Below are 11995 nucleotides of genomic sequence, written 5' to 3' on the forward strand. Positions count from 1 at the left end.
CGCGAAACCGCCGCGGTCAGGGCTGGAGCAGGATCTTGACCGCGCCGTCCCGCTTCTTCTGGAACATCTCGTACGCTTCGGGCGCCCGATCGAGCGGCATGCTGTGCGTGGTGAGGTCCATGACCCCGAGCGGATCGCTGTCGTCGGTGACCAGCGGCATCAGCGCGCTGATCCACCGCTTGACGTGCGCCTGGCCCATGCGCAGCGCGACGCCCTTGTCGAACATGCGCAGCATCGGCATCGGGTCGGCCATGCCGCCGTAGACGCCGATGACCGAGATCGTGCCGCCGCGCCTGACGCTGTCGATGGCCTGGTTGAGCGCGGCCAGCCGGTCGACGCCCGCGTGGCTCATGAGCGGCGCGGCCACCGCGTCCGGCAGGAACCCGGTGAGCGTCTGGGCCATCTTGGCGGCCGGCGAGCCGTGCGCCTCCATGCCGACCGCGTCGATCACCGAGTCGGCGCCGCGGCCCGCGGTCAGGTCGCGGATCGCGCCTGGCACGTCGGTGACCTCGCTCGCGTCGATGACCTCGACGCCGTGGCGGCGGGCCATCTCCAGGCGGGCGGGCACCCCGTCGACGCCGATCACCCGATGGCCGAGGTGGCGCGCGATGCGGGCGCACATCTGGCCGATGGCGCCCAGGCCGAAGACGGCCACGCTGCCGCCGCCGGGCACCTCGGCCCACTGCACGGCCTGCCAGGAGGTGGGCAGCACGTCCGACAGGAAGACGAACCGCTCGTCCGGCGGCCCCTCGGGCACCTTGATCGGCCCGAACTGCGCCTGCGGCACCCGCAGGTACTCCGCCTGGCCGCCGGGCACCTGGCCGTAGAGCCTGGTGTAGCCGAAGAGCGCCGCGCCCATGCCGTGCTCGCGGACCTGGGTGGTCTCGCACTGGGCGTACAGCTCCAGCCCGCACATGTGGCAGTGGCCGCAGGAGATGTTGAACGGGATCACCACCCGGTCGCCCGGCTTGAGCCCGCCCACTTGGGCGCCGACCTCCTCCACGACGCCCATCGGCTCGTGACCGAGGACGTCGCCCTCCTGCATGAACGGCCCGAGCACCTCGTACAGGTGCAGATCCGAGCCGCAGATGCCGCTGCTGGTGATCCTGATGATGGCGTCGTTCGGTTCCTTGATCTCCGGATCAGGCACCTGTTCGACCCGTACGTCCCGCTTTCCGTGCCATGTGACGGCCTTCATGGGTCCTCCCCTCGTCGGACCAGGCCCGCATACCCCGGGGACGGACGCCTAGACCCCGGGTCGCGTCAGGGTCACGAGCAGGGCTTCCGCATCCCGGGAAAACTCGGCTTCCCCAACCGGCTTTACACACTCCGTATTCGGTGAGTAACTACTGGTAGTGCAGTGCGGACTTGAAGGAGCCCGGCCGATGACCGTGAGCATGACCCCCCACTTGCTGGCGCCCCGGATCGACGAGCGGCTGGCGGGCTTCCTCGAAGACTGGCGGCCCCCGGTCGCCGACCCCGACGTGGCGGCGGCCTACCAGCTGCTGGTCGACTTCATCCTCGGCGGGGGCAAGCGGATCCGGCCGCAGCTGTGCTACTGGGGCTGGCGGGGCGCCGGCGGCGACGATTGCGATGAGATCATCAGCGCCGCGGCGGCGCTGGAGCTCTGCCACGCGGGGCTGCTGATCCATGACGACATCATGGACGGCAGCGATCTGCGCCGCGGGCAGGCGACGATCCACCGAAGCCTCGCCCGCCTGCACGAAGGACCTGGCGCGGAGGCCTTCGGACAGGCGGGCGGGATCCTCCTGGGCACCTTGAGCCTGTCCTGGTCGGATGCCCTGCTGTCGTCGTGCGACGTGGCGCCGGCCCGGCTGCGGGCCGCGCACCACCTGTTCGACGCCATGCGCACCGAGGTGATCAGCGGCCAGTATCTCGACATGCTGACCCAGCTGCGCGCCGGGGCGAGCGTGGAGCAGGCGCTGACCACGATCAGGTTCAAGACGGCCAAGTACACGGTCGAGCGGCCGCTGCAGATCGGCGGCGCGCTGGCCGGGGCCGAGCCGGCGCTGCTGCGCGCCTACACCCGGTTCGGGGTGCCGCTCGGCGAAGCGTTCCAGCTCCGCGACGACGTGCTCGGCACGTTCGGCTCGTCCGGCGAGACCGGCAAGTCCGCGCTCGACGACCTGCGCGAGGGCAAGCACACCGTGCTGATCGCGCACGCGCTGGCGCGGGCGACGCCCAAACAGCTCGCCTGTCTGGAGACCTGGCACGGCAATCCGGAGCTGGGCGACGAGCAGGCGGCCGAGCTGCGCCAGATCCTGCTGGAGACCGGCGCGCTCGCCGAGGTCGAGTCGATGATCGACGAGCGGGTCCGGGAGGCCGTGGAGGCCCTCGACGCCGCCCCGGTCGCGCCTGACGCGCGAGTGGCGCTGGCCGTGCTCGCGACCCGGCTCGCGCACCGCGACAGCTGACCCCGGCCGTGTGGTGGACCCGGCCGGGGGTGACCCCTGCCCACGAGCGATTACCCAGAGCTATTTTCCGTCACTCTCCGTAAAAGTACTCATGATGGGTGGTGCCCTAATGACAGAGACGACCGACTCCGCCGTCCCCGGCCAGCAGCTCAGCCTCAGCACCGACGCGGCGCGCAATCTATCGACGACCACCAAGACCGCGCCCCAGATGCAGGAGATCACCTCACGGTGGCTGCTCAAGCTCCTGCCCTGGACGCAGACTTCCGGTGGCGTCTTCCGCGTCAACCGGAGGCTCACGTACACGCTCGGAGACGGCCGCATCACCTTCAGCACGACCGGCGCCGAGGTGCGGGTGGTCCCCGCCGAGTTGTGCGAGCTGCCGATGCTGCGCGGCTTCGGCGACATCGAGGCCCTGGAGGCGCTGGCGTACCGGTTCGCCCAGCGCGAGGTCGAGCCGGGCGACGAGATCGTCCGCGAGGGCGACCCGATCGACCAGCTCGTGCTGATCGCCCACGGCCGGGTCGGCAGGGTCGCCCAGGGAGCCTACGGCGACGAGCAGAACCTCGGCGTGCTGGCCGACGGCGACCACCTGGGCGACGCGATGCTCACCGGCGGCGGCACCTGGGAGTTCTCCGCCCGGGCCAAGACCGCCGCCACCCTGCTGACGCTCTCCCGTGACGACTTCCAGGCGCTGATCGACCGCTCCCCCGGGCTGCGCGAGCACCTGGAGGCGTGGCAGGCCGGCGGCGACCGGGCCCGCAACGACCACGGCGAGGCCGCGATCGAGATGTCGTCCGGCCACAGCGGCGAGCCGACGCTGCCGGGCACGTTCGTCGACTACGAGCTGAGCCCACGCGAGTACGAACTGAGCGTGGCGCAGACCGTCCTGCGCGTCCACAGCCGGGTCTCCGACCTGTACAACCAGCCGATGAACCAGCTGGAGCAGCAGCTCAGGCTGACCATCGAGGCGCTGCGCGAGCGGCAGGAGCACGACCTGGTCAACAACCGCGACTTCGGGCTGCTGCACAACGCCGACTTCTCCCAGCGCATCCGCACCCGCACCGGCCCGCCCACCCCTGACGACCTGGACGACCTGCTGGCCAAGGTGTGGAAGGAGCCGGCGTTCTTCCTCGCGCACCCGCAGGCCATCGCCGCCTTCGGCAGGGAGTGCAGCAAGCGCGGGCTCTACCCGCAGGCTTCCGAGGTGAACGGGCACCGGGTGCCGGCCTGGCGCGGGGTGCCGATCTTCCCGTGCAACAAGATCCCGGTCAGCGCGCAGCGGACGAGCTCGATCATGCTCATGCGCACCGGCCAGGAGAACCAGGGCGTGGTCGGGCTGCACCAGACCGGCATCCCGGACGAGTACCAGCCGAGCCTGTCGGTCCGGTTCATGAACATCAACGAGAAGGCCGTCATCTCCTACCTGGTGAGCGCCTACTACTCGGCCGCCGTCCTGGTCCCCGACGCGCTCGCCGTCCTGGAGGACGTCGAGATCGGCCGAGAGGACTAGGTGTCCCTGTTGACCGAGCCGGATCGGCCGCTGAGCCTCGGCACGCCCGCGGCGCGCACGCTGGCCACGACGACCAAGACGGCTCCCCAGACGCAGGAGAGCTCCCCCCGCTGGCTGCTGCGCGCACTGCCGTGGGTGGAGCTCTCGGCGGGGAGCTACCGGGTGAACCGCCGGCTCACCCCCACGCCGGAGCGGCCCGACCCGCGCCCGCTCAACAGGCGCGGCGAGGTCGCGATCGAGCTGGCGTCCGGCCACAGCGGCGAGCCGACGCTGCCGGGCACCTTCCCCGACTACGACCCCAGCCCGCGCGAGTACGAACTGAGCGTGTCGCAGGCCGTGGTCCGGATCCACACCAGGGTCGCCGACCTGTACAGCGACCCGATGGACCAGACCCGCGAGCAGCTCAGGCTCACGGTCGAGGCGGTCCGGGAGGCGCAGGAGCGCGAGCTGGTCGGCAACCCCGCGTTCGGGCTGCTGCACAGCGCGGGCCCGGCGCAGCGGCTGACCCCGCGCTCGGGGCCGCCCGCCCCGGCCGACCTGGACGCGCTGCTGACCCGCCGGCGCAAGACCCGCTACCTGCTGGCCAACCCGCTCGCCATCGCGGCGTTCGGGCGCCAGTGCAGCGCCGCCGGCGTCTACCCCGACAGCGTCGAGGTCGACGGGAGCAGGATGACCGCCTGGCGAGGGGTGCCCATCCTGCCCTGCGACAAGATCCCCGTCAGCCGGTCCGGCACCAGCTCGATCCTCGCCCTCCGCACCGGCGAGGACGACCAGGGCGTGGTGGGGCTGCATCCGGCCGGCATCCCGGACGAGTACCGCCCCGGGCTCAGCGTCCGGGTCATGGGCATCGACGAGCGCGGCATCACGACCTACCTCGTCAGCGCCTACTACTCGGTCGCCGTGCTCGTCCCGGACGCGCTCGGCGTGCTCGACGACGTGGAGGTGTACGGGTGAGCTTCGACATGCCGGACTTCTACCTGCCGCATCCCGCGCGGCTCAACCCGCACCTGGAGGAGGCCAGGACGCACGCCAGGCAGTGGGCGCGGGAGATGGGCATGCTGGAGGGCTCGGGCGTCTGGACCTCCGACGACCTGGAGGCCCACGACTACGCGCTGCTGTGCGCGTACACCCATCCCGACTGCGACGCCGCCGAGCTGTGCCTGATCACCGACTGGTACGTGTGGGTGTTCTTCTTCGACGACCACTTCCTGGAGGTGTTCAAACGACCGGGCGACCGTGAGGGCGGCAAGGCGTACCTCGACCGGATGCCCGCGTTCATGCCGCCGGAGCCCGGGACCGCCGTCCCCGAGCCGACCAACCCGGTCGAGGCCGGGCTGGCCGACCTGTGGGCGCGCACGGCGCCGGGGACGTCCGCCGACTGGCGCACCCGGTTCTCCGAGAGCACCGCCGCGCTGCTGGACGAGTCGCTGTGGGAGCTGTCCAACATCAACGCGGGCCGGGTGCCGAACCCGGTCGAGTACATCGAGATGCGCCGCAAGGTCGGCGGGGCGCCCTGGTCGGCGGGGCTGGTCGAGCACGCCGTGGGCGCCGAGGTGCCCGCGTCGATCGCCCGCTCGCGGCCGATGCGGGTGCTGCGCGACACCTTCGCCGACGCCGTCCACCTGCGCAACGACCTGTTCTCCTACCAGCGGGAGACCGGTGACGAGGGCGAGCTGAGCAACGGGGTGCTGGTCCTGGAGACGTTCCTGGGCTGCACCACGCAGCAGGCCGCGGACGCGGTCAACGACCTGCTGACCGCTCGGCTGCAGCAGTTCGAGCACACCTTCGCCACCGAGCTGGGGCTGCTGCTGGCCGAGCACCGGGTGGACCCGGCGGGGTGCGCCGGGGTGCTGGCGTACGCCAAGGGGCTGCAGGACTGGCAGTCGGGCGGGCACGAGTGGCACGCCCGGTCCAGCCGCTACACCAAGGCCGAACCGGGGCCGGCACTTGGCATGGCGTCGCTGGGGCTGCACCGGTTCCGCTCCCACGGGCACGTCCCGTACCAGCGGGTGGGGCCGGCGGTGGTGCCCGATCTGTACATGCCGTTCCAGGCACGGCTCTCGCCGCACCTGGAGGGCGCCCGGCGCAACGTGGTCGAGTGGGCGCGGCGGATGGGCATCCTGGACGTGGCCGTGTGGGACGAGGCGAAGATCCTCGACTACGACCTCCCGCTGTGCGCGGCCGGCATCCACCCGGACGCCACGCCGGAGGAGCTCGACCTGTCGTCGGCCTGGCTGGCCTGGGGCACGTACGGCGACGACTACTTCCCGAAGGTGTTCGGGCGCAACCTGGCCGCCGCTCGGGCCGCGGTGGCCCGGCTGCCCGGGTTCATGCCGCTCGACGCGGTCTCGTTCGCCTCCCCGGCCAGCGCGCTGGAGCTCTCGCTGGCCGACCTGTGGCGGCGTTCGGCCGGGCCGATGGGCATGCCGGCCAGGCGTGCCTTCCGCAAGGCCGTCGAGGACATGATCGAGAGCTGGGTGTGGGAGCTCGACAACCAGGCCTGCCACCGTGTCCCCGAACCCGTCGACTACGTCGAGATGCGGCGGCTGACGTTCGGCTCCGACCTGACGATGAGCCTGTGCCGGCTGGCCCGCGCCGACGCCATACCTCCCGAGGTGTACGCGAGCGGGCCGATCCGGTCGCTGGAGAACTCCGCGCAGGACTACGCCACCCTGCTCAACGACGTGTTCTCGTACCAGAAGGAGATCGAGTACGAAGGAGAGATCCACAACGGCGTGCTGGTGGTGCAGACCTTCTTCGGGTGCGGCTATCCGGAGGGGCTGCGGATCGTGGTCGACCTGATGGAGTCGCGGATGCGGCAGTTCCAGCACGTGGTGGCGCACGAGCTGCCGGTGCTCCGCGCCGACCTCGGGCTGGACGACCGGGCCTGTCAGGCGCTCGACGGGTACGTGCGCGACCTGGAGAACTGGATGTCCGGGATCCTCGTCTGGCACCGCGACTGCCGGCGCTACGACGAGACGTCGCTGCGGCGGCACAACCGGCCCTTCCGCGGTCTGCCCTCGGGACCGACCGGGCTGGGCACGGCGGCACTGTCGGTGTTCTCTGCCGCGGGTGACGCTTCGCGATTCTGAGGGGCCGGGGCGACGGCCCCCGCGTGCTCGTCCGGGGCACGCGGGGGCCGCGCCTTCGACGCGTTCGAAGGACGATCAGGCCGTCGCCGCGCCGCGGGGCTGAGCCCGGGTCCTAGGCGAGCGGCCGCGCGGGGGCTTCGTGGCGCCAGCCCATGAGGTCCAGCAGCCGCCGCTGGAACGGGGTCAGGTTCACGAGCCTGATCCACCGGCACTCGGGGGACAACGCGGGCATGGCCAGCACCCGCAGGCCGGACAGGTCGACGAAGGTCAGCGCGCCGGTGTCGACGACCAGCGGCGCGTCGCCGCCCCAGCAACATCGCAAGGCATGGTCGACGGCCTGGCTGTTGGTGATGTCGATCTCGCCCACCAGGCGGACGGACTGCGGCTCGCGTCGCGCGAGGATCAGCACCTGGGCGTCCTGGTAGAGCAGCCGCTCCATGTGATCACTCATCAAGCGCACACCCCCACTCTGGCTCCGGGGGTCGTCGCCGGGCCCATGGCGGAAGGCGCCGGTCGCTGCCCACGATACACGAAATATGCTTGCGTATGTAATCTTCGCCGGAAAATGACCGTATTGACACCTTCCCATGAAGGGCCGGGGCGGGGCTCCTCCGGCTGGCGAGCGGACGCGCTTATGGGAACGCCAAATCCCTTTCGGGATAACGAAATGCCCAGCGCCTTCGGATTGCGATATGTCCGGACTGGTCCGGATTTGTCGGTGAGCCATTAGGGGCTAATTTTCAGCTTGTCGCCATACATGCATCCCGCCTGGTTAAAGGGCGTTTTATACCTATAGACGGGAGCATTCTTCAGAGGGGGCGTCGACGGTGAGGATCGGCGCGACCGGCGACGCAGAAGCGGTGAAACCATCGATGCGGGCACTACGCATACTCATTCTCGCGACCATGAGCTGCGCCTTTCTCGGGCCGCTTAATTCCACTCCGGCAATGGCACGCGACTGTTCCGAGTGGGACCCGGACGACTGTTATGACGACGGCCCACCGTCATGGGAACCCGCCCGCGGACGGGCGGCGGCCCAGGCCGCGCTCGAAGCGGTCGGGCTCCCGTACTCGTGGGGCGGAGGCGGCACCGGCGGGCCCGGCTACGGGATCGGACGCGGCCGCAAGATCTGGGGGTTCGACTGTTCGGGGCTGGTCCAGTACGCGTGGGGCACGGTGGGGGTGACCATCGCCCGCACCTCCCAGGCCCAGTGGCAGGAGGGAGTCCGCATCCCCAGGAACGAGGTCCGCGCCGGCGACCTGGTCTTCTACGACAACGACCGCAAGAAGCCCGGACCCGAGCACGTCGGCATCGCGATCAACCGCAAGCGGATGGTCAACGCCCCGTTCACCGGCGCCCGCGTACGCGTGGAACCCCTGGACCGGCACACCTACCTCGGCGCCACCCGCCCAGGCCTGAACCCGGACCGGTGACCACCTCTGCCGTCTCTGCCGTGAGGCGGATGGCGAGGGTCGGCCCTGCCGTGAGGCGGATCGCTTGGCCGTCTCTGCCGTGAGGTGGACCGCAGGACCGTGCTTTCTACGACGCCTGGTGTAGGCCGACGACCGCCTGCGGTCCGACGCGCCCGGCCGCCGCCTCACGTGACGATGGCGGGGATGTCGCCGAGGAACCCGGAGGTCATGATGGCAACGATGCGGCCGCGCGTCAGGAAGACCACGCTGGTGATCCACATCGTCGCCTCCGTCGCGCTGGTGGGCGAGGTCTGGGTGCTGGTCGTGCTCAACACGTCCGCCGCGCTGACCGGTGACGCCGGCCTGGCGCACGCGGCCTACCGGCTGATGCCCGCGCTGGTGTTCGCCGGCGGGATCCCGCTGAGCATGACGGCGCTGGCCACCGGCGTGCTGCTGGGATGGACCAGTCACTGGGGGCTGGTGCGTCACGCCTGGGTGGCGATCAAGCTGGCGCTGCTGCTGGCGACCATCTGCGTGGGGATGTTCCTGTTCGACCCCGAGGGGATGGCCGCCGCCACGGCAGGCGCCGCCCCCGCCCCGGAACCGGGCAAATGGACCCAGGTGGCCGTCCCCGCCACCCAGCTCACCATGCTCCTGACAGCCACGGCCCTGTCCGTCTTCAAACCAAGAACCCGCCTCACCGCAAAGGCCATCCTTGGGGCTAAGGGCGAGGCCAGGAGTCGGTGATGCGTTCCATGGTGTCGTTGAGCTGCCGCAGGGACTCCAGGCAGGCGCGCAGCCCGTCCACGCCCAGCTCCGCCGTCAGTTGCTCGGACAGCTCCCGGTGACCCGGGTTGATCTTGGCGATGGCCGCCCTGCCCTCCTCGGTCGGGGTGAGGAGCTTGGCGCGCTTGTGCGCGGGGTTCGGCCGGTACTCGGCCAGGCCCTTCTCCACCAGCAGGTCGGCGACCCGCTGCACCCCTTGGCGGGTCATGCCCATCGCCCGCGCGATCCCCGCCGCGGGCAACGGCTCCCGCAGCACCGCGCCGAGCACCTGCCACCACGCGGCCGTCAGCCCCGCCGGACGGGCCAGCAGCTCCGACATCTCCAGGAACCGTCCGTGCAGCCGGAAAACCGTGACCGCGGTATCCGACGTCAACGCACCCGCCTCGACCACCGCGTCACTCCTGGCCGACGCCTCGTCACCACCTGATGACGCCGCTTCAGCCGCCGACCCGTCAACCGCCACCGCCCCGGAAACCCGCTTGCCGGTGGCCTTCCTGTCGTCGCTCACGCCGACATCAGCACCTCGTACGCCGACACGTCGCTACGGGAGAAGAGCCGGTACCACGCGTCGATGATCTCGGGGCGGTGCACGTCGAGGCGGCGGAAGATCTCTCTGGCGAACGCGACCGGCTCGGTGGGACCCGCCGTGATGAGGTCGCCGTCGGTGACCGCGTCGGCCTCGACGTACCGGGCGGCGCCGGAGTAACCCTCCTGGGCCTGGAGATACTGGACCGCGGCGCTGGTGTGGGCGCGCTCGTCGAGCAGCCCTTCGCGCGCGAGACCGGCCGTGGCCCCGCAGATCGCGGCGACCGGGACGCCCGCGTCGAGGAACGCGCGTGCCGTACGGGCGAACGGCACGAGATCGTCGGCCACGTCCCACAGCTCGGCGCCGGGCAGGATGAGCAGCGCGCTCCGCTCCGGCGAGAGGTCGTCGAGGGCCAGGTCAGGCGTGATGCGCAGGCCGCCCATGCTGGTGACGGGCTCGCGGGTCAGCCCCACCATGGCGATCTCGCAGCCTTCCCCGTCGCGGTGCAGCCGGCCGGTGCGCAGGTGGGCCGTCGCGTGGCCGACCTCCCAGTCGGCCATCGTGTCGTACGCCGCCACATGAATCATCTTCTTCGTTTCGTTCATGACAACATACTGTCATTTGGACAGCATGTTGTCAATCCATTTCGTGCGAGGATAGGGCGCATGGCAGAGATCGTCGGGGGTGGGCGGCCGGTCAACGACGCCGAACGGCGCGTGATCGCCTATCTGAGAGACCACGCGCCCGCCGACTGGCTGCTGCTCCACAACGTCGAGGTGCCCCGCGGCGACGATCTCTTCGAGGTCGACCTGCTGGTGCTGACCGGCCACGCGCTCGTGGTCGTGGACGTCAAGGGCACCAGGGGCCGCATCGAGGTGTCCGGCTCGCGCTGGTTCCCGCCGCGCCGGGAGGCGTTCGGCTCGCCGGTCACCAAGCTGCGCGGCACCGCCAAGGCGCTCAAGGGTCTGCTCGTCTCCCGGGCGACCCAGCTGGAGCGGGTCTACGTCGACAGCCTGGTGGTGCTCACCTCCCCTGACGCCCAGCTGGTCGACCCGGCGGGGCGCGACGCGGTCAACGTCACCGACCTGCCCGGCCTGATCCCGACGCTGAGCGACGTCACCCGGGTGCGGCGCGGGTGCAGCCCCGACGTGCGGCCCTACCTGACCGCCGTGCTCGACGCGCTCAACCAGACCGTACGACGCAGCACCACGCCGCCCCGCTTCGGCAACTGGGAGGTCGAGGAGCAGCTCGGCGGCGACGCGCGGGTCACCGAATACCGGGCCTTCAACGCCACACTGCCGGGCAGTGAGACCGTCCTGCTGCGCGTCTACCAGGCCGACCCGCTCGCCGACCAGGCGGCCAGGGCGGCCGAGCGGCAGCGCATCGCCAACGCCTACCAGACCCTGGCCAGGATCCCGCCCCACCCGTGCGTGGTGCGCTCGCGCGACTTCTTCGCCATCGACGACGAGAGCCGGTTCGTGCTCGTCCTCGACGACGTCCACGGCCAGGCCCTGCACCTGCGGCTGGGCCGGGGCGAGCGGCTGAGCGTGATCCAGGACATGCTGCGCGGGCTGGCCCACGCGCACGCCCACGGGGTCATCCACCGGGCGCTCACACCGGCCAGCGTGCTGGTGACCGACGACGGTCACGCGGTGCTCACCGGGTTCGACTACGCCAAGCCCGGGCCGCGCGACTACACGGTGGCGCACGAGCTCCACAACGTGCTCGACGCCCACTACGTCGCGCCCGAGTGCCACGAGCGTCCTGACCGGATGACCGCCGCCGCCGACGTGTACGCGGCGGGGGTGATCGCCTACCAGCTCCTCACCGGCGCCCTGCCGACCAGCTCCGACGCGTACGGCCAGGAAGTGCCCGAGGTGGTACGACGGATGATCGACCACGCCCCGGCCAAGCGCCCCACGGCGGCGGAGTCCCTCGCCGCCCTGGAAGGCACCGCCCGCGGCTCCCGCGTCAAACGCCTCTTCCGCCGCCTCCTCCCCAACAGCTGACCCCGGCCGGTGTCGGCAAGGATCCCGCCCAGCAACCCCGTCCCCTCCCTTCGTACAGACGGGGTTCTCACCCCGCAGGTGACGGCCGGCGCGCGGGGCGCTACAGCTTGAACACGGGCAGGCCACGTCGGTGGGAAGGCGCGATGCGGGTCACGGCAAGCGGCCCGGACCACGTCAGACCAGCGTCAGACCACGGCAGGCGGCGGCGTGGTGGCAGGGCGTAGG

General features: G+C 71.0%; 11 protein-coding genes. 7 read left to right on the forward strand and 4 right to left on the reverse strand.

Annotation, left to right across the window (positions count from 1 at the left end; all coding sequences use genetic code 11):
- Positions 1–16: 16 nt before the first annotated feature.
- Positions 17–1198 carry a zinc-dependent alcohol dehydrogenase gene (locus ACGFI7_RS24030; protein WP_393408226.1) on the reverse strand — a complete coding sequence of 394 codons (1182 nt, stop codon included), beginning with the start codon at positions 1196–1198 and terminating at the stop codon, positions 17–19.
- Positions 1199–1385: 187 nt separating this feature from the next.
- Between ACGFI7_RS24030 and ACGFI7_RS24035 the strand changes: the two genes are divergently transcribed.
- From ACGFI7_RS24035 to ACGFI7_RS24050, 4 genes are all read left to right on the forward strand, one after another.
- Positions 1386–2435 carry a polyprenyl synthetase family protein gene (locus ACGFI7_RS24035; protein ID WP_393408229.1) on the forward strand — a complete coding sequence of 350 codons (1050 nt, stop codon included), beginning with the start codon at positions 1386–1388 and terminating at the stop codon, positions 2433–2435.
- Between the two features lie 109 nt (positions 2436–2544).
- The gene (locus ACGFI7_RS24040; RefSeq protein WP_393408232.1) at positions 2545–3945 is read left to right on the forward strand and encodes a family 2B encapsulin nanocompartment shell protein; all 1401 of its coding nucleotides are present in this window, start codon (positions 2545–2547) and stop codon (positions 3943–3945) included.
- A 9-nt stretch (positions 3946–3954) separates the two neighbouring features.
- A complete protein-coding gene (locus tag ACGFI7_RS24045; protein WP_393408234.1) occupies positions 3955–4899 on the forward strand; it encodes a family 2B encapsulin nanocompartment shell protein in 945 nt (314 codons plus the stop codon).
- The gene (locus ACGFI7_RS24050; protein WP_393408237.1) at positions 4896–7037 is read left to right on the forward strand and encodes a germacradienol/geosmin synthase; all 2142 of its coding nucleotides are present in this window, start codon (positions 4896–4898) and stop codon (positions 7035–7037) included. The genes ACGFI7_RS24045 and ACGFI7_RS24050 overlap by 4 nt, the downstream gene beginning before the upstream one ends.
- Before the next feature lie 112 nt (positions 7038–7149).
- Here the strand turns inward: ACGFI7_RS24050 and ACGFI7_RS24055 are convergent, their stop codons facing one another.
- Positions 7150–7488, reverse strand: a complete 339-nt coding sequence (locus ACGFI7_RS24055; protein ID WP_393408240.1) for an STAS domain-containing protein — start codon at positions 7486–7488, stop codon at positions 7150–7152.
- A 496-nt stretch (positions 7489–7984) separates the two neighbouring features.
- On the opposite strand from ACGFI7_RS24055, the gene ACGFI7_RS24060 reads away from it, so the two are divergent.
- Complete coding sequence (locus ACGFI7_RS24060; protein WP_393408242.1) at positions 7985–8470, forward strand: C40 family peptidase; 486 nt, start codon at positions 7985–7987, stop codon at positions 8468–8470.
- 219 nt (positions 8471–8689) lie between these two features.
- Positions 8690–9196 carry a hypothetical protein gene (locus ACGFI7_RS24065; RefSeq protein WP_393408245.1) on the forward strand — a complete coding sequence of 169 codons (507 nt, stop codon included), beginning with the start codon at positions 8690–8692 and terminating at the stop codon, positions 9194–9196.
- Here ACGFI7_RS24065 and ACGFI7_RS24070 read toward each other — a convergent pair.
- The gene (locus ACGFI7_RS24070; protein WP_393408248.1) at positions 9171–9743 is read right to left on the reverse strand and encodes a MarR family winged helix-turn-helix transcriptional regulator; all 573 of its coding nucleotides are present in this window, start codon (positions 9741–9743) and stop codon (positions 9171–9173) included. The two genes, ACGFI7_RS24065 and ACGFI7_RS24070, sit on opposite strands and share 26 nt — an antisense overlap.
- Positions 9740–10366 carry a type 1 glutamine amidotransferase family protein gene (locus ACGFI7_RS24075; RefSeq protein WP_393408251.1) on the reverse strand — a complete coding sequence of 209 codons (627 nt, stop codon included), beginning with the start codon at positions 10364–10366 and terminating at the stop codon, positions 9740–9742. Before ACGFI7_RS24075 ends, ACGFI7_RS24070 begins: the two co-directional genes overlap by 4 nt.
- A 60-nt stretch (positions 10367–10426) precedes the next feature.
- Here ACGFI7_RS24075 and ACGFI7_RS24080 point away from each other — a divergent pair, with 60 nt between their 5' ends.
- The gene (locus ACGFI7_RS24080; protein WP_393408253.1) at positions 10427–11770 is read left to right on the forward strand and encodes an NERD domain-containing protein; all 1344 of its coding nucleotides are present in this window, start codon (positions 10427–10429) and stop codon (positions 11768–11770) included.
- Positions 11771–11995: the final 225 nt, after the last annotated feature.

It is taken from the genome of Nonomuraea sp. NPDC048826, from assembly GCF_043198225.1.
Taxonomy (GTDB): Bacteria; Actinomycetota; Actinomycetes; order Streptosporangiales; family Streptosporangiaceae; genus Nonomuraea.